Annotated in this window: 21 protein-coding genes; 11 read left to right on the plus strand and 10 right to left on the minus strand. The window is 75.4% G+C overall.

Translation table 11 applies throughout. The annotated features are described in order from the left end of the window. Positions 1 to 32: 32 nt before the first annotated feature. Both WAA21_RS01005 and deoC read right to left on the minus strand, forming a co-directional pair. The gene (locus WAA21_RS01005) at positions 33 to 1505 is read right to left on the minus strand and encodes an aldehyde dehydrogenase family protein (RefSeq protein WP_336920860.1); all 1473 of its coding nucleotides are present in this window, start codon (positions 1503 to 1505) and stop codon (positions 33 to 35) included. Positions 1506 to 1537: 32 nt separating this feature from the next. Continuing rightward, entirely contained in the window at positions 1538 to 2524 is a 987-nt protein-coding gene (gene deoC, locus WAA21_RS01010; protein WP_336920914.1) for a deoxyribose-phosphate aldolase, read from the minus strand. A 147-nt stretch (positions 2525 to 2671) separates the two neighbouring features. On the opposite strand from deoC, the gene WAA21_RS01015 reads away from it, so the two are divergent. Beyond that, positions 2672 to 3388 (plus strand): PH domain-containing protein, encoded by a 717-nt coding sequence (locus WAA21_RS01015; protein WP_336920861.1) that lies wholly within the window; start codon positions 2672 to 2674, stop codon positions 3386 to 3388. A gap of 28 nt (positions 3389 to 3416) precedes the next feature. On the opposite strand, the gene WAA21_RS01020 is transcribed toward WAA21_RS01015, so the two are convergent. Both WAA21_RS01020 and WAA21_RS01025 read right to left on the minus strand, forming a co-directional pair. Continuing rightward, entirely contained in the window at positions 3417 to 5228 is a 1812-nt protein-coding gene (locus WAA21_RS01020) for a phospho-sugar mutase (RefSeq protein WP_336920862.1), read from the minus strand. Next, positions 5225 to 6118 carry a purine-nucleoside phosphorylase gene (locus tag WAA21_RS01025; RefSeq protein ID WP_336920863.1) on the minus strand — a complete coding sequence of 298 codons (894 nt, stop codon included), beginning with the start codon at positions 6116 to 6118 and terminating at the stop codon, positions 5225 to 5227. The genes WAA21_RS01020 and WAA21_RS01025 overlap by 4 nt, the downstream gene beginning before the upstream one ends. Before the next feature lie 126 nt (positions 6119 to 6244). On the opposite strand from WAA21_RS01025, the gene WAA21_RS01030 reads away from it, so the two are divergent. Further along, positions 6245 to 7405 (plus strand): DUF418 domain-containing protein, encoded by a 1161-nt coding sequence (locus tag WAA21_RS01030; RefSeq protein WP_336920864.1) that lies wholly within the window; start codon positions 6245 to 6247, stop codon positions 7403 to 7405. On the opposite strand, the gene WAA21_RS01035 is transcribed toward WAA21_RS01030, so the two are convergent. Continuing rightward, the gene (locus tag WAA21_RS01035; RefSeq protein WP_336920865.1) at positions 7360 to 7815 is read right to left on the minus strand and encodes a gamma-glutamylcyclotransferase; all 456 of its coding nucleotides are present in this window, start codon (positions 7813 to 7815) and stop codon (positions 7360 to 7362) included. The genes WAA21_RS01030 and WAA21_RS01035 overlap by 46 nt on opposite strands. Before the next feature lie 56 nt (positions 7816 to 7871). On the opposite strand from WAA21_RS01035, the gene WAA21_RS01040 reads away from it, so the two are divergent. Both WAA21_RS01040 and arr read left to right on the plus strand, forming a co-directional pair. After that, positions 7872 to 9287 carry an NAD(P)H-quinone dehydrogenase gene (locus tag WAA21_RS01040; protein ID WP_336920866.1) on the plus strand — a complete coding sequence of 472 codons (1416 nt, stop codon included), beginning with the start codon at positions 7872 to 7874 and terminating at the stop codon, positions 9285 to 9287. A gap of 20 nt (positions 9288 to 9307) precedes the next feature. After that, complete coding sequence (gene arr, locus WAA21_RS01045; RefSeq protein WP_336920915.1) at positions 9308 to 9751, plus strand: NAD(+)--rifampin ADP-ribosyltransferase; 444 nt, start codon at positions 9308 to 9310, stop codon at positions 9749 to 9751. A 4-nt stretch (positions 9752 to 9755) separates the two neighbouring features. Here arr and WAA21_RS01050 read toward each other — a convergent pair whose 3' ends face one another. After that, positions 9756 to 11567, minus strand: coding sequence for an acetyl/propionyl/methylcrotonyl-CoA carboxylase subunit alpha (locus WAA21_RS01050; protein ID WP_336920867.1), 1812 nt, complete (start codon positions 11565 to 11567; stop codon positions 9756 to 9758). Positions 11568 to 11880: 313 nt separating this feature from the next. Here WAA21_RS01050 and WAA21_RS01055 point away from each other — a divergent pair, with 313 nt between their 5' ends. Genes WAA21_RS01055 through WAA21_RS01070 form a run of 4 tightly spaced genes read left to right on the plus strand, consistent with a single transcriptional unit; the run spans position 11881 to position 16333 of the window. Further along, positions 11881 to 13140: an extracellular solute-binding protein gene (locus WAA21_RS01055; RefSeq protein WP_336920868.1), complete on the plus strand. Its 1260-nt coding sequence runs from the start codon at positions 11881 to 11883 to the stop codon at positions 13138 to 13140. A gap of 38 nt (positions 13141 to 13178) precedes the next feature. Continuing rightward, a complete protein-coding gene (locus WAA21_RS01060) occupies positions 13179 to 14153 on the plus strand; it encodes a carbohydrate ABC transporter permease (RefSeq protein WP_442893206.1) in 975 nt (324 codons plus the stop codon). After that, positions 14153 to 14995: a carbohydrate ABC transporter permease gene (locus WAA21_RS01065; protein ID WP_336920870.1), complete on the plus strand. Its 843-nt coding sequence runs from the start codon at positions 14153 to 14155 to the stop codon at positions 14993 to 14995. Before WAA21_RS01060 ends, WAA21_RS01065 begins: the two co-directional genes overlap by 1 nt. Before the next feature lie 27 nt (positions 14996 to 15022). Beyond that, a complete protein-coding gene (locus WAA21_RS01070; RefSeq protein WP_336920871.1) occupies positions 15023 to 16333 on the plus strand; it encodes an ABC transporter ATP-binding protein in 1311 nt (436 codons plus the stop codon). Positions 16334 to 16443: 110 nt separating this feature from the next. On the opposite strand, the gene WAA21_RS01075 is transcribed toward WAA21_RS01070, so the two are convergent. From WAA21_RS01075 to pta, 4 genes are read right to left on the minus strand one after another with little or no spacing between them, the layout of a single operon-like run. Next, on the minus strand, positions 16444 to 16788 hold the full coding sequence (locus WAA21_RS01075; RefSeq protein ID WP_336920872.1) for a winged helix-turn-helix domain-containing protein: 345 nt from the start codon (positions 16786 to 16788) through the stop codon (positions 16444 to 16446). Further along, positions 16785 to 17216: a hypothetical protein gene (locus tag WAA21_RS01080; protein WP_336920873.1), complete on the minus strand. Its 432-nt coding sequence runs from the start codon at positions 17214 to 17216 to the stop codon at positions 16785 to 16787. Before WAA21_RS01080 ends, WAA21_RS01075 begins: the two co-directional genes overlap by 4 nt. A 47-nt stretch (positions 17217 to 17263) precedes the next feature. Further along, on the minus strand, positions 17264 to 18499 hold the full coding sequence (locus WAA21_RS01085) for an acetate/propionate family kinase (protein WP_336920874.1): 1236 nt from the start codon (positions 18497 to 18499) through the stop codon (positions 17264 to 17266). After that, a complete protein-coding gene (gene pta, locus WAA21_RS01090) occupies positions 18496 to 20646 on the minus strand; it encodes a phosphate acetyltransferase (RefSeq protein ID WP_336920875.1) in 2151 nt (716 codons plus the stop codon). The genes WAA21_RS01085 and pta overlap by 4 nt, the downstream gene beginning before the upstream one ends. A 117-nt stretch (positions 20647 to 20763) precedes the next feature. Between pta and WAA21_RS01095 the strand changes: the two genes are divergently transcribed. The 3 genes from WAA21_RS01095 (at position 20764) to WAA21_RS01105 (ending at position 24644) form a co-directional block, all read left to right on the plus strand. Continuing rightward, positions 20764 to 21942 carry an acyl-CoA dehydrogenase family protein gene (locus tag WAA21_RS01095; RefSeq protein WP_336920876.1) on the plus strand — a complete coding sequence of 393 codons (1179 nt, stop codon included), beginning with the start codon at positions 20764 to 20766 and terminating at the stop codon, positions 21940 to 21942. Next, positions 21939 to 23498, plus strand: a complete 1560-nt coding sequence (locus WAA21_RS01100; protein ID WP_336920877.1) for an acyl-CoA carboxylase subunit beta — start codon at positions 21939 to 21941, stop codon at positions 23496 to 23498. Before WAA21_RS01095 ends, WAA21_RS01100 begins: the two co-directional genes overlap by 4 nt. A gap of 69 nt (positions 23499 to 23567) precedes the next feature. Then, the gene (locus WAA21_RS01105; protein WP_336920878.1) at positions 23568 to 24644 is read left to right on the plus strand and encodes a LacI family DNA-binding transcriptional regulator; all 1077 of its coding nucleotides are present in this window, start codon (positions 23568 to 23570) and stop codon (positions 24642 to 24644) included. The last annotated feature ends 66 nt before the right edge of the window (positions 24645 to 24710 follow it).

Genomic DNA, 24710 nt, shown 5'->3' on the forward strand with positions numbered 1-24710 from the left:
TCTCCCGGGCCCGGCCTCTGGGCGGGCGCGCCTCAGCGGACGTAGGCCTCCAGGCCGTGCCGGCCGCCCTCGCGGCCGTAGCCGGACTCCTTGAACCCGCCGAACGGGCTCGTGGGGTCGAACTTGTTGAACGTGTTGGCCCACACGACGCCCGCGCGCAGCCGGTCCGCCGTCCACAGGATCTTCGAGCCCTTGTCGGTCCACACACCGGCGGACAGGCCGTAGGGCGTGTTGTTCGCCTTCGCCACCGCCTCTTCGGGGGTGCGGAAGGTGAGGACGGACACGACCGGGCCGAAGATCTCCTCCTGCGCGACCCGGTGGCTCGTCTGCACGTCGGTGAAGACGGTCGGCGCGAACCAGTAGCCGCGCTCCGGGAGCTCGCAGTCCAGCGTCCAGCGTCCGGCGCCCTCGTCCTCGCCGACCTGCGCGAGCTCGGTGATGCGGCCGAGCTGCTCGGCGGAGTTGATGGCCCCGAGGTCGGTGTTCTTGTCCATCGGGTCGCCGACGCGCAGCGACGCGAGGCGCCGCTTGAGCCGGTCGACGACCTCCTCGGCCACGGCCTCCTGCACGAGCAGGCGCGAGCCCGCGCAGCACACGTGGCCCTGGTTGAAGAAGATCCCGTCGACGATGCCCTCGACCGCGGAGTCCAACGGGGCGTCGTCGTAGACGATGTTCGCGCCCTTGCCGCCCAGCTCGAGGGTGGCCTTCTTCCGCGTCCCGGCGATGCTGCGGGCGATGGCCTTGCCGACGCCCGTCGAGCCGGTGAACGCGACCTTGTCGACGCCGTCGTGCCCGACGACGGCGGCGCCCGTGTCGCCCGCGCCCGTCACGATGTTGACGACGCCCGGCGGCAGGTCGGCCTCCTGGCAGATCTCCGCGAAGAGCAGCGCCGACAGCGGCGTGGTCTCCGCGGGCTTCAGCACGACCGTGTTGCCCGTGGCGAGCGCCGGGGCGACCTTCCACGCGAGCATGAGCAGCGGGAAGTTCCACGGGATGACCTGGCCGACCACGCCGTGCGGCTGCGGGTCGGGACCGAGGCCGGCCCACTGCAGCTTGTCGGCCCAGCCCGCGTGGTAGAAGAAGTGGTTGGCGACCAGCGGCACGTCGACGTCACGGGTCTCGCGGATCGGCTTGCCGTTGTCGAGGGTCTCGACGACCGCGAGCTCGCGGGCCCGCTCGGCGACGAGCCGGGCGACGCGGAACAGGTACTTGCCGCGCTCGGCGGGGGCCATCGGGCCCCACACCCTCTCGTGCGCGCGCCGGGCCGCCGCGACCGCGCGGTCGACGTCGGCGGCGCCGGCGTGGGCGACGCTCGACAGCCGTTCCTCCGTCGCCGGGTTGACCGTGTCGAGGGTGCGGCCGTCGGCGGCGTCGGTGAACTCCCCGTCGACGAACAGCCCGTAGGAGTCGGCGATCCGCGCGATGGAGCGGGACTCCGGCGCGGGGGAGTAGCGGAACGGGGTGTCCGACAGGTCGGTGAGCTCGCGGGGCGTGAGGTCGGTCATGGGGGTCTCTCCGCTGGTCCTCGGTCGGGGGCTCAGTCGACGCTCACGTAGTCGGCGCCGCTGTAGGCACCGGTGCGCAGCTTCTGGCGCTGCATGAGCACGTCGTTGAGCAGGCTGGACGCGCCGAAGCGGAACCGGTCCGGGTGCAACCAGTCCGGTCCGAGGGTTTCCTGCACCATGACGAGGTAGCGCAGGGCGTCCTTGGCGGTGCGGATGCCGCCCGCGGGCTTCATGCCGACGACGTGGCCGGTCGCGAGGTGGAAGTCGCGGATGGCCTCGAGCATGACGAGCGTGACCGGCATGCTCGCGGCCGCGGACACCTTGCCCGTGCTCGTCTTGATGGTGTCGGCGCCGGCGAGCATCGCCAGCCAGGACGCCCGGCGGACGTTGTCGTACGTGACGAGCTCGCCGGTCTCGAGGATGACCTTGAGCTTCGCGCGGGACCCGTCGGGCCGGGTGCACGCGGCCCGCACGGCGACGACGTCCTCGAAGACCTCCAGCCAGCGCCCGGCCAGGAACGCGCCGCGGTCGATGACCATGTCGATCTCGTGGGCGCCCGCGGCGACGGCGTCGGCGGTGTCGAGCAGGCGCACCCTGGTCGAGGCCCGGCCGGACGGGAACGCGGTCGCGACGGCGGCGATCTTGACCCCCGGGCGCTCGCCGGCCGCGGGCGGGCGCCGCCACAGCGCACCGGCGCGCTCCAACGCCTCGGCGACGGGCACGACGAGGTCGCCGTACACGCAGACGGCGGCCACCGGCGGGCAGTCGGTGGCGGGGTCGGGGTGGGCGGCCTTCGCCGCCAGCGTGCGCACCTTGCCGGGGGTGTCGGCGCCCTCGAGCGTCGTGAGGTCGATCATCGACACGACCGCGTCGAGGCCCCACGCCTTGCTGTCGGTCTTGATGGACCGCGTGCCGAACTTCGCGGCGCGGGCGTTCGCACCCACCTCGTCGACGCCCGGCAGGCCGCGCAGGAAGCGGCGCAGGCTCGTGGCGTCGACCCGGCCGACGAGGCTCTCCACGGCGCTGCCGGCCCCCTGGCGTGCCGCCGCGTCGGCGCCGCGCGAGGGCTCGGCGGGCCCGTCGGCTCCGCGGTCGCGGGCGGTCGCGGGGCCCGTGGCGGCGAGGTCGGTCACGGGTGCGAGCGTAACGCCGGGCAGGATGTGCGCGTGCCGCCCACCTTCCCCCGACCCCCGTCGGGGACCCCCGCCGACGGCCCCGGTGACGGTCCCGGTGACGGTCCCGACGGGCGTCCCGGGGGACCCGGTGGGGACCCGCTCGCGGTGCCGGGGGAGTTCCGGCCGGGTGGGGTGCGGGTGCTCGCCGTCGCGTGGTGGGTGCTCGCCGCGGTGCTCGCCGCGGACCTGCTGCTCAACAGCGACCTGCCGGGGGAGCTGCCGGGCGCGCTCGCGGGCGTCGCCCTGCTCGGCCTCTCGTGCGCGCTGGTCCACGCGCTGTTCTGGCACCCGGCCGTGCGCGCCGACGTGACGGGCGTCGAGCTCGTCAACGTGTGGCGCCGCGTCCACCTGCCGTGGTCGACGCTGACCGACCTCGACACCCGGTGGGCGCTGACGCTGGAGGCGGGCGGGCGGCGCTGGACGGCGTGGGCGGCCCCCGCGTCTGGTCGGCGGTTCCGGGCCGTGCAGCGGCGGGAGGCCCCGTGGGCCGCGCGCGGCGCGGAGGGGATCGAGGGCAGCCGCGCCCCCGGCTCGAGCGCCGGCGAGGCGGCCGTCCTCGTGGAGTCCCGCTGGGAGCGCTGGCGCACCGCGCCCACGGCCGAGCGGGCCACCGGGACCGGCGAGACCCGCACCGCCTGGTGCCCGTCGAGCCTCGTGCCGACCGCCGTGTCGCTCGCCCTGCTGCTGCTCGCCCTCCTCCTGCCCTGAGCGACGCGGGACGTCGACGGCCGGACGCTCAGACGGTGAGTAGCTCCCGGACCTGGCGGGCGAGACGGTCGAGGCGCTCCTGCGCGGTCGTGCGGGCCGAGGCCAGCGCGTGGGCCCCGTCGGTCCCGTCGGTCCCGTCGGTCCCGTCGGTCCCGTCGGTCCCGTCGATCCCGTCGGCCGCGACCGGCTCGGTGGTCTCGAGGTACGCCTTGAGCTTCGGCTCGGTGCCCGACGGCCGCACGACCACCCGCGCGCCGTCGGCGACCAGCCGCACGCCCGCGGTCGGCGGCAGGCCGTCGACCCCGGTCGACAGGTCCTCGACCCGGACCGGCGAGCGACCGGCGAGGTCGCCGGGCGGGTCGCCGAGCAGCCGCTCGAGCACCGTCGGCACCACGGACAGGTCCGCGAGGCGCAGGGTGACCGGTGTCGTGAGGTGCACGCCGTGCCGCCGGTGCAGGTCGTCGAGCTCGTCGAGCAGCGACCGGCCGGCCGCCCGGGCCGCAGCGAGCAGCTCGGCGACCAGGAGCGCGGCGCTGATCCCGTCCTTGTCGCGGACGAGCGCGGGCGCGACGCAGTAGCCGAGCGCCTCCTCGTAGCCGGCCACGAGGCCGGGCACCCGGGCGATCCACTTGAAGCCGGTGAGCGTCGCGACCGAGCGCACGCCCGCGGCCGCCGCGACGCGGTGCACGAGCGAGGACGACACGAGCGAGGCAGCGACGGTCGCGGGCTCCCCGTCGTCGACCGGTGCGGGCGCGGGCGTGCGGCGCAGCACGTGCGCGACGAGGAGGGCGCCCACCTCGTCGCCGCTCAGCTGCCGCCAGGCGGCCGGGTCGTCGGAGGCGCCGCGGGCGGGGTCCGGCACCGCCACGCTGCAGCGGTCGGCGTCCGGGTCGTTGGCGAGGACGGCGTCGGCGCCGGTCCGGGCGGCGAGGGCGAGCGCGAGGTCGAGGGCGCCCGCCTCCTCCGGGTTGGGGAACGGCACGGTGGGGAAGTCCGGGTCGGCGTCGGCCTGCTCGGCCACCGGCGTCACGTCGGTGAAGCCGGCGCGGTCGAGCACGTCGCGCAGCAGCGCGTCGCCCACCCCGTGCATGGCGGTGGTGACGAGCCGCACGTCGCGCGGGCCGGGGGGCGCGAGGGCCGCGACGGCGGCGGCGTACTGCGTGAGGAGGTCCTCGCCCGCGACGTCCCAGCCGGCCTCGGCGCGGGGGACGGCGGCCGCGGGCGGGGCCGCGGCGATCGCGGCGGCGATCTCGGCGTCGACCGGCGGCACGATCTGCACCCCAGCAGCAGGGTCGGGGGCGACGCGACCGCCGAGGTACACCTTGTAGCCGTTGTCGTCCTTCGGGTTGTGGCTCGCCGTCACCACGACGCCCGCGTCGGCGCCGAGGCGCCGCACGGCGTGGGCGACGACGGGCGTCGGCGCGGGCCGGTCGAGGAGCACGGCGTCGCAGCCGGCGGCGACGAGGACGGCGACCGTGTCGGCGGCGAAGCGGGCGGAGCCGTGGCGCGCGTCGTGCCCGACGACCACGTGCGGGGCGGCGCCGGCCAGGGCGGGGTGCGCCCGCAGCCACGTCGCGAGGCCCGCCGCGGCCCGTACGACGACCGAGCGGTTCATGCGGTTGGGCCCCGGTCCCATCCGCCCGCGGAGCCCCGCGGTGCCGAAGGCGAGCGCGCTGCCGACGCTGTCGCGCAGCTCCGCGGTCGCCTCGCCCGCCGCACCGGCCTCGCGCTCGGCCTCGGCGCGGGCCACGAGGTCGCGGAGCGCGACCGCGTCGGCGGGCTCGACGTCGCCATCGGCCCAGGCCAGCGCAGCGGCCCGCAGCCGCTCCTCTGGGCTCACGCCGCGGCGACCCGGTCGACGACCGCCGCGAGCAGCCGCCCGCAGCGCTCGGCGGCCTCCCGGCCGGCCTGCAGGACCTCGGAGTGGTCGAGGGCCTCACCCGTGGTGCCGGCGGCCAGGTTGGTGACCAGCGACAGGCCGAGCACCTCCAGGCCGAGCGCGCGGGCCGCGACGGTCTCCAGCGCCGTCGACATGCCGACCAGCTGCCCACCGAGCACGCCGACCATCGCCACCTCGGCGGGGGTCTCGTACTGCGGTCCGTGCAGTTGGGCGTACACGCCCTCGGGCAGGTCCGGGTCGACCTCGTGCGCGAGCGCGCGCAGCCGCGGGGAGTACGCGTCGGTGAGGTCGACGAAGGTCGCGCCGCGCAGGGGGGTGGCGCCCGTGAGGTTGAGGTGGTCCCGCAGCAGCACGGCGGTGCCCGGCGTCCAGTCCGCCACGAGCGAGCCGCAGCCGTTGGTGAGGACCACGTGGCGCACCCCCAGGGCCGCGGCCGTGCGGACGCCGTGGGCGACGGCGTCGGTGCCGTGGCCCTCGTACAGGTGGGTGCGCGCGGCGACGAGCAGCACGAGGCGGCCCGAGCCGGTCCGCACCACACGCAGCCGGCCGTGGTGCCCTGCGACGGCGGAGGCGCGGAAGCCCGGCACGTCGCCGGCGGCGACGTCGGCGACGACCTCGCCGAGCAGGTCCGCCGCCTGACCCCAGCCGGAACCGAGGACGACCGCGGTGTCGAGCGCGGTGCCGGCGTCCAGGCCCGCCGCGGCGCGTACCGCCGCCGCGGCGTCCGCGGCCGCTCGCTGCCACCCGGGCGCGTCGGTCCCGGGCGCACCGGCGACGTTCCCGGGCGGGGAGGCGGAGGAGGGGGCGGCGGTCGCGTCGTCGTGCGTCACGCTCGGAGGGTATTGGGAAGCCGTCACCGGGGCAGCGCGCCGACGGGCCAGCGCGCCGACGAGCCAGGGGGCCGGCGGGCGGGGGGCGCGTCGCGCCGGCGGCGCGCAGCCGTCAGCATGGGGGGCGTGGTCGCCGCCGTGCCCGAGCCGCGCCGCGTCCGGGCGCTCGACGTCGCCCGCGGCGTGGGGCTGCTCGGCGCGGCCGTCGGCACCGCGACGCTCTGGCTCGACGCGCGCCGGCTCGGCCCCGGCTACCGCCCGGCGGAGCGGGGCGACGTCGACCGCCTCACCGACCTCGTGACGGCCCTGCTCGTCGACAACCGGGTGCTGCCGCTGTTCGCGGTCGTGCTCGGGGCCGCGCTCGCGCTCCGGGTGCAGCGGGACGGGGCCCGCGCGACGCCCGTCGTGCTGCGCCGCGCCGCGGTCCTGCTCGGTCTCGGCCTGCTCCACGCCACGCTCGTGCTCGAGGCCGACGTGCTGGGGGTGCTCGCGGTCCTCCTCGTGCTCGGGCTGCCGCTGGTCCGGGCCCGACGCCGGTGGTGGGTGGTCGCGTGCGTCGCCGTGCTGCCCGCGCTCGTGCTGCACGGGGCCGCCGACGGCGTCGGCGGCAGCGCCGGCTTCCCCGACCCGCCCGCCGACTACGTGCTGTCGGTCGTGGACCGGACGGGCACGTGGCTGCTCGGGCTCGTGCTGCTGCCGCTCGCCCAGGCCGGCCCGCTCGTCGGCGTGGTCGCCGGCGTCGCGCTCGTGCGCGGCGGGTGGCTGCAGCGTCCCGAGGCGCACCGACGCGGGCTCGTCGGGCTCGCGGTGGTCGGGCTCGCGGTCGGGCTCGCGGGCGCCGTGCCGTACGCGCGCGTGGTCGCGGGGCCGGGCGCACCGGACCTCGCCACGAGCGCGCTGGCCGGGGTCGCGTCGTCGGTGAGCGGGCCGGCCGGCGCCGTCGGGCTCGTCGCGCTGCTCGCGCTGCTCGTGCCGCGGGCGCCCCGGGAGCTCCGCGCGGGTCGGGGGCCTGGCGCGCTCGAGGCGCTCGAGCGGCTCGGCCGCCACAGCCTCGCCGCCTACCTCGCGACGTCCGCCGTGCTCGCGGTCGTGCTCGCGCCGTGGGCGCTGGGGGCGGGGGCCCGCTGGGGCACCACGGCCACGGCCCTGCTCGCCGCCGGCACGTGGGGGCTGTCGCTGGTCGTCGTGCTGCTCGTCCGGTCGGCCCCGTGGGCCGCCGGCGGGCGCGGCACGGGGCCGGCTCAGCCGAGCGAGCGGCAGGGCCTCGAGCGCAGCTCCGCGACGTAGTCCGCGGGCGCGCCGCCCGCCTCCGCGGCGTCGGCCACCACGCCGAGCGTCATCGCCGACGGCAGGCCGCCCTCGTAGGCGTCGAGCACGTAGAGGAACGCGGGCACGCTGCCGTCGAGGGTGTCGACGCGCACGGTCAGGCGACGGAACAGGCCCGTCGAGGCGCCCTCCCACTCGTCGAGCAGGTGCTCGTCCTCGCGCGCGACCTCGTAGAGGAGCACGTAGACGGCGCTGTCCGGACGCTCCGGGCACGGCACGACCGTGGGGAGCGAGCCGTCCCAGCCGTGCTCCTCCCCGCCGAACGTCAGCCGCCACCCGGCGAGCCAGCCCGACCCGCGGGCGGGCGAGCGCGGGGCGCGCTCGGCCATCCGGTCCGGGTCGAGGTTCCCCGCGTAGGCGGCGTAGAGCATGGCGGGGAGCGTAGTGGCGGGTGGCCCTGTCGGGGCCGGCTGACAGACTGGAGGTCGTGAGCGAGGTTCCCACCCGGCCCCAGCAGCGCGTCGTCGTCGTCGGCGGCGGCCCCGGCGGCTACGAGGCCGCCCTCGTCGCCGCCCAGCTCGGCGCCGACGTCACCGTCGTCGACGAGGACGGGCTCGGCGGCGCCGCCGTCCTCACCGACTGCGTGCCGAGCAAGACCCTCATCGCCACGAGCGAGGTCATGACGCAGGTCGACGGCTCCTCCCGCCTCGGCGTGCGCTACCCGGACGCCCTCGAGCGCGGGGAGACGGTCGGCGTCGACATCGGCGTGGTCAACGCCCGCGTCAAGCGCCTGGCCGCCGCGCAGTCCACCGACATCCGCACCGCCCTGGAGGGGGTCGGCGTCCGCGTCGTCGTCGGCCGCGGCCGGCTCGGGCCGGGGGAGGTCGCCGTGGACGGGCCGGACGGGGCCCACCGGCTGCCCGCGGACGCGGTGCTCGTGTCGACCGGCGCCACGCCGCGCCGCCTGGAGTCGTCGATGCCGGACGGGGAGCGCATCCTCGACTGGCGCCAGCTGTACGACCTCGACGTGCTCCCCGAGAGGCTCGTCGTCGTGGGGTCCGGCGTGACGGGCGCGGAGTTCGCCTCCGCCTACCTCGCGCTCGGCAGCCAGGTGACCCTCGTCTCCAGCCGCGACCGCGTCCTGCCGGGGGAGGACGCCGACGCCGCGACGGTGCTGGAGGACGCGTTCCGTCGCCGCGGCATGCGGGTGCTGTCGCGCTCGCGCGCGGAGACCGTCCGGCGGGAGGGCGACGGGGTGGTCGTCACCCTCACCGACGGCAGCCGCGTCGAGGGCAGCCACTGCCTCATGGCCGTCGGCTCGATCCCCAACACGGCGGGCCTCGGGCTGGAGGAGGCCGGCGTCCAGCTGAGCCCCAGCGGCCACGTCGCCACCGACCGGGTGTCGCGCACGAGCGTGCCCGGGGTGTACGCGGCGGGGGACTGCACGGGGGTGCTCGCCCTCGCCAGCGTCGCGGCCATGCAGGGCCGCATCGCCATGCGGCACCTGCTCGGCGACGCCGTCCGTCCGCTCTCGCTCAAGACCGTCGCCAGCAACATCTTCACCGCGCCGGAGATCGCGACCGTCGGCTGGACGCAGGCCCAGCTCGACAGCGGCGAGGCCCAGGGGGACGGCGTCATGCTCCCGCTCGCTACCAACCCGCGCGCCAAGATGCAGGGCGTCGACGAGGGCTTCGTCAAGCTCTTCGCACGGACCGGCTCCGGCACCGTCATCGGCGGCGTCGTCGTGGGGCCACGGGCCAGCGAGCTCATCTTCCCCATCACGCTCGCCGTCGAGCACCGGCTCACGGTCGACGACATGGCCCGCGCCTTCACGGTGTACCCGAGCCTGTCCGGCTCGATCGCGGAGGCCGCGCGCCGGCTGCACCCCGCGCCGCTGCTGTGAGCGAGCCCGCGGCCGCGCCGGTGCGGCGTCCCGTCACCTTCGCCGACCACGACCACGTGGGCGGACCGTTCTTCCACGGCACGGCCGCCGTGCTCCCGCCCGGCAGCGAGCTCGCGGCCGGGTTCGTGTCGAACTTCCAGGCCGGCCGGGTGCTGCACCACGTGTACTTCGCGTCGGTGCTGGAGACCGCGGTGTGGGGCGCGGAGCTCGCGAGCGCGCTCACCGGGGCGGGGAACCCCGGCCACGTGTACGAGGTCGAGCCGCTCGGTCCGTTCGAGGACGACCCGAACGTCACCGACCAGCGGTTCCCGGGGAACCCGACCGGGTCCTACCGCAGCCGCGACCCGCTGCGGGTGCTCCGGGAGGTGCCCGACTGGCCGGCGCACCCGCCCGAGGTGCTGCAGCGGATGCTCGACTCCCTCGCGCGGCTGCGCGCCGAGGGCCGCGACGTGATCCTCGACTGAGCCGCTACTCGATCTCGCAGACGACGGCGCCCGCCGTCACGGTGCCGCCGACCTCGACCGCGAGGCCCGTGACGGTCCCCGCGCGGTGGGCGTTGAGCGGCTGCTCCATCTTCATGGCCTCCAGCACCGCGACGAGGTCGCCCTCGGCGACCTCGTCGCCGTCGGAGACGACGACCTTGACGACGGTCGCCTGCATCGGGCTCGTGAGCGCGTTGCCCGACGCGGCGGCGCCGCCCGCGGCCCTGCGGCCGCTGCGCCGGGGGGCGCGGGCGAGGCCCGCGCCCGCCGCGGGGGCGGTGGGAGCGGCCAGCGACGCGGGCAGCACGACCTCGACGCGCCGGCCGTCGACCTCGACGACGACGCGGGTCCGCTCCGCGGGCTCCGGCTGCCCGGACTCGGCGGCGTCAGGCGTCCACGCGGGGATCGTGTTGTCGAACTCGGTCTCGATCCAGCGCGTGTGCACGGTGAACGCCTCGTCGGCGTCGTCGGGGGCGAAGGCGGGGTCGGAGACGACGGTGCGGTGGAACGGGAGCACGGTCGGCAGGCCCTCGACGACGAACTCCGCGAGCGCGCGCCGCGAGCGCTCGAGCGCCTGCTGGCGGGTCGCGCCGGTGACGACGAGCTTGGCGAGCATGGAGTCGAAGCCGCCGCCCACCACGGAGCCCGCCTCGACGCCTGAGTCCAGCCGCACGCCGGGGCCGCTCGGCGGCTGCCACACGCGGACCGGTCCGGGCTGCGGCAGGAAGCCGCGGCCGGCGTCCTCGCCGTTGACGCGGAACTCGATCGAGTGCCCGCGGACCTCGGGGTCGTCGTAGCCGAGCGGCTCACCCATGGCGATGCGGAGCTGCTCCCGGACCAGGTCGAGCCCGGTCACCTCCTCGGACACGCAGTGCTCGACCTGCAGGCGGGTGTTGACCTCGAGGAAGCTGATGGTCCCGTCCTGGCCGACGAGGAACTCGCACGTGCCCGCGCCGACGTAGCCGGCCTCGCGCAGGATCGCCTTGCTCGAGGCGTACAGCTGCTCGACCTGCTCGTCGGTGAGGAACGGCGCCGGCGCCTCCTCGACGAGCTTCTGGTGCCGGCGCTGCAGCGAGCAGTCGCGCGTCGACACGACGACGACGCCGCCGTGGGTGTCGGCGAGGCACTGCGTCTCCACGTGGCGCGGCCGGTCGAGGTAGCGCTCGACGAAGCACTCGCCGCGCCCGAAGGCGCCGACGGCCTCGCGGGTGGCGGAGTCGAAGAGCTCCGGCACCTCCTCGATGGTCCGGGCGACCTTGAGCCCGCGCCCGCCGCCGCCGAAGGCGGCCTTGATGGCGATGGGCAGGCCGTGCTCGCGCGCGAAGGCGACGACCTCGTCGGCGTCGGCGACCGGGTCCGGCGTGCCCGCGACGAGCGGGGCGCCCGCGCGGGCGGCGATGTGGCGGGCCGACACCTTGTCGCCGAGGTCGCGGATGGCCTGCGGCGGAGGCCCGATCCACACCAGGCCGGCGTCGGTGACAGCCTGGGCGAAGTCGGCGTTCTCCGACAGGAACCCGTAGCCGGGGTGGACGGCGTCGGCACCGGCCCGCGCCGCGACGTCGAGCAGCTTGGCGATGTCGAGGTAGGACTCCGCGGGGGTCGACCCGCCGAGCGCGAACGCCTCGTCGGCGGCGCGCACGTGGACGGCGTCGGCGTCGGGCTCGGCGTACACCGCGACGGAGCGGAGCCCGTGGTCGGCGCAGGCCCGCGCGACCCGGACCGCGATCTCGCCGCGGTTGGCGATGAGGACCGTCGTGAAGGGACGGGCCGCTGCTTCGGAGGACTGCGTCGTCGACATCGCTGCGGAGCCTAGCCCCCGACGGGCGGGCCGCCACCGACCCCGCGCGCGGGGTGCGCGCCGCACCCGGCTCGCCCCGGTTCGTCACCACTTGCGGCCCCGGGAGGGGGGGAGGAGGGTGTCGGACCACCGGAGCCGGGTGCCCCCGGCTCCGGACCACCTGACGACCGCGACGGCGCGGTCGCCGCCGGTGCCGCGGCGCCGGTGGGGGAGGAGGCGGCACATGGTGCGTCGAGGACCGGAACCAGCCCGACCGTCGCGGGGGAGGGTGCGACGACGACCTCCCGCCCGCGGCCCGGTGGTGGCCGCGGCCGTGCTCCCGCTCGCACTCGTGGCCGCGTGCGGCGGCGGGGACGCCGGCGGGTCCACCGCGCTCACGTGGTACACGATCCCCGACAACGGCGGCCAGGCGCAGGTCGCCGCCGCCTGCAGCGAGGCCAGCGAGGGCGCCTACCGCATCGAGACGGCGAGCCTGCCGAGCGACGCGGACGCCCAGCGCGAGCAGCTGATCCGCCGGCTCGCGGCCGAGGACTCCTCCATCGACATCATGAGCCTCGACCCGCCGTTCGTCCCCGAGTTCTCCGAGGCGGGCTTCATCGCCGACCTGCCCGACGACCTCGCCGAGACCCTCACCGAGGACGTCTTCGACGCGGCGGTCGAGAGCGCGACGTGGAAGGACGAGCTCGTCGCCGCGCCGATGTGGACCAACACCCAGCTGCTCTGGTACCGCGAGTCGGTCGCCGAGGAGGCCGGCCTCGACCCGGACGCCGGGCCCGTCACGTGGGACCAGGTCATCGCCGCCGCGGAGGAGACCGGCACGACGATCTCGGTCCAGGCGAACCGCTACGAGGGGTACACGGTCTGGATCAACGCCCTCATCGAGGGCGCGGGCGGGCAGGTGCTGGAGAACCCGGAGGCGGAGCCGGAGGACCTGGAGCTCGGCCTCGACGGCGAGGCGGCCGCCGAGGCCGCCGCCGTCATCCGGCAGGCGGTCGACGCCGGTGTCGTCGGCCCGAGCGTGTCGACGTCGACGGAGGAGGAGTCGCTCGCCCTGTTCCAGCGGGAGCAGAGCGGCTTCATGGTCAACTGGCCGTACGTCTACGAGGCCTTCTCGGGCGCCGTCGAGAGCGGCGCGCTGGACCAGGAGTTCCTCGACGACCTGGGCTGGACGGTCTACCCGCAGACGGTCGAGGGCGAGGAGTCCGCGCCGCCCTTCGGCGGCGGGGCGGTCGGGGTCGGCGCCTTCAGCGAGAACGGCGACCTCGCGCTCGAGGCGCTGCAGTGCCTCGTGAGCCCCGAGAGCCAGAAGCTGCTGTGGCAGGTCAACGGCGTACCCGCGGCGACCCGCTCGGTCTACGACGACGAGGAGATCCAGGAGCAGTACCCGGCCGCCGACGCGATCCGGGAGTCCATGGAGCAGGCGCGGCCCCGCCCGCTCACCCCCTACTACGGCGAGGTGTCGCAGTCGCTGCAGCGGGTCTTCCACCCGCCGGGCGAGATCGACCCCGAGCGGACGCCCCAGGAGGCGGCCGAGCTCATCCAGGGCGTGCTGGCGAAGGAGGACCTGCTGTGAGCAGCGCGACCGCGGCGACGAACGCCGCCACCGGCGACCTGCGCGTCGAGCAGAAGGGCGAGGCGGGCGGCGGTCCACCGGGACCGTCGTCGCAGCGGACCAGACAGGCGGTCGAGCAGGCCCGGGCGCAGGCCAGCGACCGGGTCAAGGCCGAGCGGCGCCTGGGCTGGATGCTCGCGGGGCCGGCGTTCCTCGTCATGCTGTCGGTGACGCTGTACCCGATCCTGCAGGCGACCTACGACTCGCTCTTCGACTACCGGCTCACCGACCCGGACAACCGGGCGTTCATCGGGCTGCGCAACTACGGCGTCATCCTCACCGACCCCGTCTGGTGGCGGGCCTTCGGCGTGACGTCGCTCATCACGGTCATCACCGTGGTGGTGGAGCTCGTGCTCGGCTTCGCGCTCGCGATGGTCATGCACAAGGTGCTGACGAACCTGCGCGGCGTCGTCCGCGCGGCCATCCTCATCCCCTACGCGATCATCACGGTCGTCTCCGCGTTCGCGTGGCAGTTCGCCTTCGCCAACGACACCGGGTTCGTCAACACGTGGTTCCGGCTCGGCCAGCTCGACTGGTTCGGCGACTTCTGGACGGCGCTCGCCGTGATCTGCGCGAGCGAGATCTGGAAGACCACGCCGTTCATCTCCCTGCTCCTCCTCGCGGGCCTCGCCCAGGTACCCGAGGACATGCAGGAGGCGGCCAAGGTCGACGGCGCGACGTGGTGGGAGAGGTTCCGCCGCGTGACGGCGCCGAGCATGAAGGCGTCGATCATGGTCGCGGTCCTGTTCCGCGCCCTCGACGCGTTCCGCGTCTTCGACAACATCTTCATCATGACGAACGGGGCCCAGGGCACCGAGTCGCTGTCGATCCTGGCCTACCGGCAGACCATCAGCCGGGTCGAGATCGGCCTCGGCTCCGCGGTTTCGGTCCTGCTGTTCCTGTCCGTCGTGCTCATCGCCGTCGGCTTCGTCAAGGCCTTCAAGGTCGACCTGGCGGCAGGGAGGGACGGCTGATGCCCGGCATCTCCACCCGCGAGCGGGTGCTCTGGTACGTGGCGGCCGCGGTCGTCGTGGTCTACGCGCTGTTCCCCGTCGCGTGGATCGTGTCGCTGTCGCTCAAGCCGACCGCCGACCTGTCGAACCGGCAGTTCCTGCCGACGAACGCGACGCTCGCGAACTACGAGCAGATCCTGCTCGGCGACGCCCGCGACCTGTTCCTGCCCGCGCTCGGCGTCTCCGTCGTCGTGTCCGGGCTGTCGACGCTGCTCGCGGTCGTGCTCGCGACGTTCTGCGCGTACGCGATCGCCCGGCTGGAGTTCCCCGGCAAGCGCGTGATCCTCGGCGCGGCGCTCGGGGTGTCGATCTTCCCCGTCATCAGCATCGTGACGCCGCTGTTCAACGTGTGGCGGCTCGTGGGGCTCTACGACACCATCCCGGGGCTCGTCATCCCGTACATGGCGCTCACGCTGCCGCTGTCGATCTGGGTGCTGTCGGCGTTCTTCCGGCAGATCCCGTGGGAGCTCGAGCAGGCGGCCCAGGTCGACGGCGCGACGACGTGGCAGGCGTTCCGCAAGGTGATCGTGCCGCTCGCGGCGCCGGGCGTCTTCACCACCGCGATCATCGCGTTCTTCATCGCGTGGAACGACTTCGTCTTCGGCATCTCGCTCACCTCGACCGAGCGCGCGCGCCCGGTGCCCGCCGCGCTCGCGTTCTTCACCGGCGAGTCGCAGTTCACCGAGCCGACGGGCGCCATCGCGGCGGCCGCGGTCGTCGTCACCGTCCCCGTGGTCGTCCTCGTCCTCATCTTCCAGCGCCGGATCGTGTCCGGCCTCACGTCCGGCGCCGTCAAGGGCTGAGGCCCGCCCCGAGAGAAGGAGGCTCCTGTGGCCACCATCGAGCTCCACAACATCGTCAAGGTCTACGGCGACGGCTTCGCGGCGGTCGACGACGTCAGCATCGACATCGAGGACGGCGAGTTCGTCATCCTCGTCGGCCCGTCCGGGTCGGGGAAGTCGACCCTGCTCCGCATGATCGCCGGGCTGGAGGACATCACCTCCGGCGACCTCCTCATCGACGGCACCCGCGTCAACGAGAAGGCCCCCCGCGACCGCGGCCTCGCGATGGTGTTCCAGAACTACGCCCTGTACCCCCACCTCACGGTGTACGAGAACATCGCCTTCCCGCTCCGGCTGTCCAAGCACAAGGTCAAGGAGAAGGAGCTCGACGAGGCGGTCCGCAACGCGGCGGGGCTGCTCGAGCTCGAGGAGCACCTCGAGCGCAAGCCGGCGAACCTGTCCGGCGGCCAGCGCCAGCGCGTCGCCATGGGCCGGGCCCTCGTGCGGGAGGCCAACGCGTTCCTCTTCGACGAGCCGCTGTCGAACCTCGACGCCAAGCTGCGCGGGCAGATGCGGACGGAGATCGCGCGGCTGCAGCGCCGGCTCGGCACGACCACGGTGTACGTCACCCACGACCAGACCGAGGCGATGACCCTCGGCGACCGGGTCGCGGTGCTGCGGCGCGGGGTCATGCAGCAGATCGCGAGCCCGCGCGAGCTGTACGAGCAGCCCGTCAACCTCTTCGTCGCCGGGTTCATCGGCAGCCCGCCCATGAACTTCGTGCCGGGCAGGGTCGAGGGGTCGACGCTCCACCTGCCCTTCGGTGACGTGCCGCTGCCGGAGGCGATGGTCGAGCAGGCGGGCGGCCGCGAGGTCGTCGTGGCGGGCATCCGGCCGGAGCACTTCGAGGACGCCTCCATCGTCGACACGCCCGACGACGGCGTCACCTTCGACGCCGAGGTCGACGTCACCGAGTGGCTCGGCGACCAGCTCTACGCCTACGTGCCCTTCGAGGCGGAGGGCGACGTGCGCCGCAAGCTCGACGAGCTCGACCGCGAGCTCGACGGCGAGGGCATGCGCACCCAGCTCGTCGTCGCCCTCGACGGGCAGAGCAAGGTGCGCGACGGGTCGCGGGCGACGCTGTGGCTCGACACCCGGCGCATGCACCTGTTCGACCCGGAGACCGGCGACAACCTCACGCGTGACGAGGAGGAGGCGACCCGGCTCGGCCGGGAGAGCGCCGACGCGCGCAAGGAGGCGATCGAGCGGGAGCGGCGCCGGCGCGACGGCGACGCCGACGGTGCGGGCGAGGGCACGCGGACCGTCGACGTCCGCGACAAGGAGGGTGCGCGCGCCTGAGCCCAGGCGCAGCAGCCTCGGCCCACCCGCGTCGGTGACCACCAGGACTGCACTGCAGCGCTGGGGCCGCGCGTGAGGGTGGACCGCGGCCCCCCAGGGCCGGGTCGCCCTCAGGCGGTGGCGATCCGCTCGAGGGCGCGCCGGTGCTGCGCGAAGGCGGTCCGCCCCTGCGCGGTGGGCGCGAGCCACGTCCGCGCCCGCCGACCCTCGGCGACCTTGCTGACCTCGAGGTAGCCGGCCTCCTCCAGCGCGGTCAGCTGACGGCTGAGCACGGAGTCGCTCACCTCGACGGTGTCCCGCACGTGGGCGAAGGCGACCTTGTCCGCCGAGACGACGACGGCGAGGACCGAGAACCGCACGCCGTGCAGCAGCAGCGGGTCGAGGTCGTGGCGGGGGTGGCCGCCGGACGGTCCGGCCGTCGCCGTGCCGGGGGGGCTGCTCGCGCCGCCGCTCACCGCAGCGCCCGGGCGGTGAGGGCGGCGGAGACGAGCAGCGGGGCCGCGACCACCACCGCCGCCAGCGCCCAGCCCCACAGCGGCCACTCGTAGTACATGCCCACCCACAGCGAGACGCCGTACGTCACTCCCGTGCCGACCCAGCCGTTGCGGAACACCCGGCGGGAGAAGCCGCCCTGGACGGGGCGGCGGACCGCCAGCCACGCCATCGCGACCACCAGCACGCCGAAGGCGACCATCGGCGCGACGATGTCGCCGGGTCCCTCGGCGGCCCCCAGCAGCACGGTGAGGGCGCCGAAGGCGACCCCGAAGACGGCCTGGTAGAGCACCCACCACCGCGCGAGGCGCGTGGTGCGGGAGGTGGCCTCGTCGGCCTGGAGCAGGGCGGCCCGGGCGGTCCCGGCGTCCATCGTCTCGTCGTCCGTCATGACGACAGCCTGACACATGGTTTCCAAATTGGAAAGCGTATGCCGGGTCAATCTCCTCCGGCCGTGAGCAGGTCGACCGCCTGCCGCGCGATCTCGCCCTCCTCGTCCGTCGGCACGACCAGGACGGCCGGACCGGCCGCGGCGCCGGGGTGCACGGGGACGACGTCGCCCGGGCCCGCGGCGACGTCGGCGTTGCGTGCGGGGTCGACCTGGACACCGAGCACCGCCAGGCCGTCGCAGACGTCGGCCCGCACGCGGGCGGAGTTCTCCCCGACGCCCGCGGTGAACGCGAGCGCGTCGAGGCCCTCGAGCGCGACCGCGTACGCGCCGACGTAGGCGCGGACGCGGTAGGCGTACACCGCGAGGGCGAGGGCCGCGTCCTGCTCGCCCGCCTCGGCGCGGCGGGTGACGTCGCGCACGTCGCCGTCGCCGCACAGCCCCCTCAGCCCCGAGGCGCCGTTGAGGGCCTCCTCGACGGCCTCCGCGTCGAGCCCGGCGACGCGGCGCAGGTGGCCGGCGAGCGCGGGGTCGACGTCGCCGCTGCGCGAGCCCATGACGAGCCCCGCCAGCGGCGTGAGCCCCATCGAGGTGTCGACGCTGCGCCCGCCGCGCACCGCGCACGCGCTCGCGCCGTTGCCGAGGTGGAGCACGACGACGCGCGCCGCGCCCGGGTCCGTCCCGCGTTCGCGCTGCAGCCAGGCCGTGGCCGCGCGCGACACGTAGGCGTGCGAGGTGCCGTGGAACCCGTAGCGGCGCACCCCGTGCTCCTCGCGCCACTCCCGCGGCACGGCGTAGGTGCGGGCGACCTCGGGCAGGTCGGCGTGGAAGGCGGTGTCGAAGACCGCGACGTGGGGCACGTCGCCGAAGCGCTCCCGCGCCGCCCGGATGCCGGCCGCGTTGACGGGGTTGTGCAGCGGGGCGAGCACCGCGAGCTCCGCGATGCGGGCCAGCACCCGGTCGTCGACGACGACCGGGCCGGAGAAGTCCTCGCCGCCGTGGACCACCCGGTGGCCGACGGCCGTGACGTCGTCGAGGGAGGGCCCGTGCGCCGCGAGCGCGTCGGCAGCCGCCCGCAGCGCCGCGGCGTGGTCGGGCGCGTCGACCGCCTCGTCGTCGACCGCTCGCCCGCCCGGGCCGTCGTGGCGCAGCCGCGCGCCGTCGGAGCCGATGCGCTCGACGGTCCCGCCGCCGAGGCGCCGGGCGGCCGCGGCGGGGTCGCCGGACGGCTCGAGCACGGCGTACTTGAGCGAGGAGGAGCCGGCGTTGACCACGAGGACGCTCACGAGCCGTCCCTCCCGCCGTCGGTGCGGCCGCCCTCGGCGTCCCGGCGCTCCCGGTCGGCCTCCTGCGCCTGCACCGCCGTCACCGCGACCGTCGTCGCGATGTCGTCGACGGTCGCGCCGCGCGACAGGTCGTTGACGGGCGCGTTGAGCCCCTGCAGCACGGGACCGACCGCCGTGGCACCCGCCGAGCGCTGCACGGCCTTGTACGTGTTGTTGCCGGTGTTGAGGTCGGGGAACACGAGCACCGTCGCCTGCCCGGCGACGGAGGAGTCCGGCAGCTTCGTGCGGGCCACCGACGGGTCCACGGCGGCGTCGTACTGCAGCGGGCCCTCGACGAGCAGGTCCGGCCGCCGCTCCCGGACCAGCTCCGTCGCGGTGCGCACCCGGTCGACGTCGGCGCCGCTGCCGGAGGTGCCGGTGGAGTACGACAGCATGGCGACCCGCGGCTCGACGCCGAAGGCGGCCGCGGTGGCCGCGGAGGACACCGCGATGTCGGCGAGCTGCTCTGCGGTCGGGCTCGGCACGACCGCGCAGTCGCCGTAGACGAGCACCCGGTCCGGCAGCAGCATGAAGAACACGCTCGAGACCACGGAGACGCCGTCACGCGTCCGGATGACCTCGAAGGCGGGCCGGATGGTGTGGGCGGTCGTGTGGACGGCGCCCGACACCATGCCGTCCGCCTCGCCCGCGTGGACCATGAGGGTGCCGAAGTACGACACGTCGGAGACGGTGTCGTGGGCCTGCTCGGGCGTGACGCCGCGGTGGGCCCGCAGCCGGGCGTAGGTCTCGGCGTACTCCTCGCGCCGCGGGTCGGTGACCGGGTCGACGACGGTGGCGCCCTGCACGTCCGCGCCCGCGGCGGCCGCCGCGGCGGCGACCTCGTCCGGCGCGCCGAGCAGGACGACGTCGGCGACGCCGCGGCGCAGCACGCGCTCGGCCGCACGCAGCACGCGCGGCTCGGTGCCCTCCGGCAGCACGATGCGGCGCCGGTCGGCCCTCGCCCGCTCGAAGAGGTCGTGGGTGAACATGACGGGGGTGACGGTGTCGGTCGGGGCGAGCGCGAGCGCGTCCAGCCACGCCTCGGCCGGCACGTGCTCGTCCGCGAGCCGGAGCGCCGCGTCGATCTTGCGGTGGGAGTGCGCCCGCATCCGGCCGCGCAGCCCCGCGGCGGCGGTCGCGACCGCGAAGGTCGTGCCGTCGGCGACGACGACGGGCGGCGAGGGCGAGAACCCCTCGAGCAGACGGGCGGTCGTGGGGTCGGGCTCGAACCCGCCGGTCAGCACGAGGCCCGCCGGGGTGGGGAAGGTGTCGGCGTGCGCGGCGGCGAGCGTGCCGACGAGGACGTCGGACCGGTCGCCCGGGACGATGACGACGGCCGCGTCGACGAGGTGCTCGAGCATGTGCGGCAGCGTCATGGCCGCGACCATGACGTCGACCGCGGCCCGGTCGAGGTCGGCGTCGTCGCCGCTCACCAGGCGCGCGCCGACCGTGTCGGCGATCTGCCGCAGCGTCGGCGCGGCCAGCAGCGGCAGCTCGGGGACGACCGCGGCCCGCACGTCGAGGCCCTGCTCGTCCAGCAGCCCCTCGACGTCGCGGCGGACGGCGCCGAGGTCGTCGGGGCGGCAGCGGTTCGCCACCACCCCGACCACCGGCACGTGGCGGGCCGTGAGCTGGGCGAGCGCGTGCTCCGCGGCCGCCCGCACGTCCGCCGTGCTGCGGAAGCCGTCGCGGTCCCGGCCGGTGACGACGGCCACGACCGGCGCCGAGAGGTCCTGCGCGAGGTCGATGTTGGTCGCGAGCTCGCTCGCCGCCCCCACGTCGGTGAAGTCGCTGCCGACCACGAGCACCGCGTCCGCGTCGCGGGCCAGGGCCCGGTACCGCTCGACGATGCGGGGCCGGGTCGCGGTCGGGTCGGCGTGGTGCTCGTCGTAGGTGACCCCGACGCACGCCTGCGGCTCCGGGCGGGCGCCCTCGGGCAGCCGGCTCAGCAGCAGGTCGACGAGGAAGTCACCGCCGCCCTCCCGCGTCACCGGGCGGAACACGGCCGGCCTCGCGACGCGGCGGGCCATGGCGTCGAACAGCGCGAGCGCGAGCGCGGACTTGCCGCTGTCCGCCTCCGTGCTCATGAGGAACAGGGCGGTGCTCATGGGTCGACGCTAACGAGCCCCGCCGCCCCGGGCGAGCGAGGACCGTCCGCGAGGGCACCCGGGCTAGGCTCGCCGCGGAGCGGCCACCACCCCTCGGCCGCCCAGAGGGAGCGACCGATGACGTTCGCACTGGCGGAGCACCACGAGGACCTCCGCGCAGTCGTCCGGGACTTCGCCGCGGCCGAGATCGCGCCGCACATCGCGAAGTGGGACGAGACGCACCACTTCCCCGCCCACCTCGTGCCGATGATGGGCGAGCTGGGCCTGTTCGGCCTCGTCGTGCCCGAGGAGCACGGCGGCGCGGGCGGCGACTTCACGAGCCTGTGCGTGGCGATCGAGGAGCTGGGCTACGTCGACCAGTCCGCCGGCATCACGCTGTCGGCGGGCGTCGGGCTCGGCATCAACCCGATCCTCACCTTCGGCACCGACGAGCAGAAGCAGCGCTGGCTGCCCGACCTCGTGGAGGGCCGCGCGCTCGCGGCGTTCGGGCTCACCGAGCCCGAGGCCGGCTCCGACGCCGGGGCGACCCGCACCCGCGCCGAGCTCGTCGACGGCGAGTGGGTCCTGGACGGCGCGAAGAGCTACATCACGAACTCCGGCACCGAGCTGACGAGCGTCGTCACCGTCACCGCCCGCACGGGCACGCGCGAGGACGGCGGCCCCGAGATCTCCGCGATCATGGTGCCGGCGGGTACGGACGGCTTCGTCGTCGAGCAGGCCTACCGCAAGCTCGGCTGGAACTCCTCCGACACCCACGGGCTGGCGTTCAAGGGTGCCCGTGTGCCCGAGGACCACCTGCTCGGGGCCCGAGGCGACGGCTTCCGCCAGTTCCTCGCGACCCTCGACGACGGACGCATCGCGATCTCGGCGCTCGCGCTGGGCTCCGCCCGCGCGTGCCTCGACCTCGCGACGGAGTACGCGAGGACCCGCGTCGCCTTCGGCGCGCCGATCGGTCGCAACCAGGGCGTCGCCTTCCCGCTCGCCGACCTCGCCACCGACGTCGAGGCCGGGCACCTCCTCACCTACAAGGCGGCGTGGCTCAAGGACCGGCAGGCGGAGGGGAGGGCGACCCGCGCGCAGGTCAAGGAGGCCGCGTCCAAGGCGAAGCTCTTCACCTCGACCGTCGCCATGGACGCCGCGCGCGTGGCCACGCAGGTGTTCGGCGGTGCGGGGTTCATGGAGGAGTACCCGGTCGCCCGCTTCTACCGCGACGCGAAGATCCTCGAGATCGGCGAGGGGACGAGCGAGGTGCAGAAGCTCGTCCTCGCGCGCGGCCTCGGCCTGCCCGTGGCATGACGGGCACCACCGGGGGGACCGGCACCGCGCGCCCGGCCTTCGGCGAGTGGCTCGCCGAGGCCGAGCGGCGCACGGCCGCCCCCGACGAGCGGGGACGGGCCCGGCTGGACGCGGCCGGCAAGCTCGCCGTGCGCGAGCGCGTCGGCCTGCTGTGCGACGACGGCTCCTTCGTGGAGGACGGGCGGCTCGCGAACGGCGCCGCCGAGGGCCTGCCCGCCGACGGGGTGGTGACGGGCCGCGGGACCGTCGACGGGCGCCCGGTCGTCGTGGTCGCCAACGACCCCACGGTCAAGGCGGGCTCGTGGGGCGCCCGGACGGTCGAGAAGATGGTCCGGGCCACCGAGGTGGCGCTGCGCGAGCAGCTGGCGATCGTGTGGCTCGTCGACTCCGCCGGGGCGCGCATCACCGACCAGGTCGAGCTGTTCCCCGGCCGGCGCGGTGCCGGGCGCATCTTCCACAACCAGGTCGCGCTGTCCGGCAAGGTGCCGCAGGTCTGCTGCCTGTTCGGGCCCTCGGCGGCGGGCGGGGCCTACGTGCCCTCGTTCTGCGACCTGGTGATCATGGTCGAGGGGAACGCGTCCATGTACCTCGGCAGCCCCCGCATGGCGGAGATGGTCGTGGGGGAGCGGGTGTCGCTGGAGGAGATGGGCGGCGCGCGCATGCACTGCACCGTCTCCGGCTGCGGCGACCTGCTCGCCGCCGACGACGCCGACGCGATCGAGCAGGCGCGGCTGTACCTGTCGTACCTGCCGGCCACGTGGCGCGACGAGCCGCCCACGTACACCCCCGAGCCGCCGCTGCGCCCGCTCGTCACCGGCGACGTGCCCGCCCGCGAGTCCGAGCCGTTCGACGTGCACGTCGTCATCGACGGGCTCGTCGACGAGGACTCCTTCTTCGAGATCAAGCCGCTGTTCGCCCCCGAGCTCGTCGTCGGGCTCGCGCGCCTCGAGGGCCGCACCGTCGGCGTCGTGGCCAACAACTCCGCGGTCAAGGGCGGGGTGCTCTTCGTCGACTCCGCCGACAAGGCCGCCCGGTTCGTCACGCTGTGCGACGCGTTCGGCATCCCCCTCGTCTACCTCGCCGACGTCCCCGGTTTCATGATCGGCAGCGAGGTCGAGCGGGCGGGCATCATCCGCCACGGCGCGAAGATGGTCGCGGCCGTCAGCGAGGCGACCGTGCCGCAGGTGAGCGTCGTGCTCCGCAAGGCCTACGGCGCCGGGCTGTACGCCATGGCGGGGCCCGGCTTCGCCCCGCACGCGTGCGTCGCGCTGCCGACGGCCGCGATCGCCGTCATGGGTCCGGAGGCGGCGGTCAACGCCGTGTACGCCAACCGGATCGCGGCGATCGAGGACCCGGCCGAGCGCGACGCGTTCGTGCGCGCGCGCCGCGAGGAGTACCTCGAGGACGTCGACCTCCGCCGGCTCGCGAGCGACCTCGTCGTCGACGCGGTCGTGCAGCCGGAGGACCTCCGCGCCGACCTCGTGCGGCGCCTCGCGTACGCCGCCCGCACCCACCGGGAGTTCTCCGAGCGCCGCCACCCGGTCTGGCCGGTCTGACGACCGCGACGAGGCACCCGGACGGGCGTTCGTGGACGCGTTCCCACGGGCGGGCGTGCGCGTGGCCATATGCTGCTGACGTCGACGCGCGTCGACGACGAGCAGCCGGGGTGGAGCGAGGTGAGGCCGGTGCCGGAGCAGGTGACGCGGTCCGGCTGGCAGCGCCCGAGCATCTACGACGTCGCGAAGGCGGCCGGCGTCTCCCACATGACGGTGTCCCGCGTGCTCAACGGGCACAGCAACATCCGCGAGTCCACGCGCGAGCGGGTCCTCAAGGCCATCGAGGAGACCAACTACACGCGCAACTCCATCGCGCGCGCGCTCGCGACGAGGCGCGCCATGCGGATCGGCGTGCTCGTCGACAGCCCGGTGCAGCACGGGCCGAACAGCACGCTGCGGGCGCTGGAGAGCGCCGCCCGCGACGTCGGGTACTCCGTGAGCTCGTTCTCGATCGACGACGACACGTCGAAGGTCGACACGGGTGTCGTGGAGCTCGTCACGCAGGGCTGCGAGGCGCTGTGCGTCATCGCGCCGCGGGAGTCGTCCCTGGACCTGCTCCGCCGCCGCAGCACGGGGCTGCCGACGCTGCTCATCAAGGCCGAGCCCGAGCCCGGCATGCACACGCTCGCCGTCGACCAGCGGCTCGGTGCGCGCCTGGCCGTCGACCACCTGCTCTCGCTCGGGCACCGCACCGTGCACCACCTCGCCGGGCCGCAGGACTGGTACGACGCCCGCGGCCGCGTGCAGGGCTGGCAGGAGGCCCTCACCGACGCCGGGGTCGCGCCGCCCGACCCCGTCGCGGGGGACTGGACCTCCGACCGCGGGTACGAGGTCGCGGTCGGCGGCGAGCTGGACGGCGCCACCGCGGTCTTCGCCAGCAACGACCAGATGGCGCTCGGCGTCGTGCACGGCCTCGTCGAGCGCGGGGTGCGGGTGCCCGAGGACGTCAGCGTCGTCGGGTTCGACGACCTGCCCGACTCCGGGCACTTCCTGCCGCCCCTCACCACGGTGCGGCAGGACTTCGCGGCGCTCGGTGCGCTCGCGCTGCGCCGCGTGATCGCCGCGATCGAGGACGCCGACGTCGCGCAGCACGAGGTCATCGGGCCGGACCTCGTCGTGCGGGCGTCCACGGCCGCGCCCGCCTGAGCGGGGCGTCGGCCACGACGGGTGACCCCGTGCGCCCGGACGGGTCGAGCCGTTTCCGCGCAGGGG

Source organism: Aquipuribacter sp. SD81 (assembly GCF_037153975.1).
Classification (GTDB): Bacteria; Actinomycetota; Actinomycetes; order Actinomycetales; family JBBAYJ01; genus Aquipuribacter.

Excerpts from the sequence above, each read along its gene's own strand:
- WAA21_RS01005 (WP_336920860.1), bottom strand. The coding sequence starts at position 1,505 with ATGACCGACCTCACGCCCCGCGAGCTCACCGACCTGTCGGACACCCCG.
- WAA21_RS01035 (WP_336920865.1), bottom strand. The coding sequence starts at position 7,815 with ATGCTCTACGCCGCCTACGCGGGGAACCTCGACCCGGACCGGATGGCC.
- WAA21_RS01050 (WP_336920867.1), bottom strand. The coding sequence starts at position 11,567 with ATGTCGACGACGCAGTCCTCCGAAGCAGCGGCCCGTCCCTTCACGACG.
- WAA21_RS01065 (WP_336920870.1), top strand. The coding sequence starts at position 14,153 with ATGCCCGGCATCTCCACCCGCGAGCGGGTGCTCTGGTACGTGGCGGCC.
- WAA21_RS01080 (WP_336920873.1), bottom strand. The coding sequence starts at position 17,216 with ATGACGGACGACGAGACGATGGACGCCGGGACCGCCCGGGCCGCCCTG.
- pta (WP_336920875.1), bottom strand. The coding sequence starts at position 20,646 with ATGAGCACCGCCCTGTTCCTCATGAGCACGGAGGCGGACAGCGGCAAG.
- WAA21_RS01095 (WP_336920876.1), top strand. The coding sequence starts at position 20,764 with ATGACGTTCGCACTGGCGGAGCACCACGAGGACCTCCGCGCAGTCGTC.
- WAA21_RS01100 (WP_336920877.1), top strand. The coding sequence starts at position 21,939 with ATGACGGGCACCACCGGGGGGACCGGCACCGCGCGCCCGGCCTTCGGC.
- WAA21_RS01105 (WP_336920878.1), top strand. The coding sequence starts at position 23,568 with ATGCTGCTGACGTCGACGCGCGTCGACGACGAGCAGCCGGGGTGGAGC.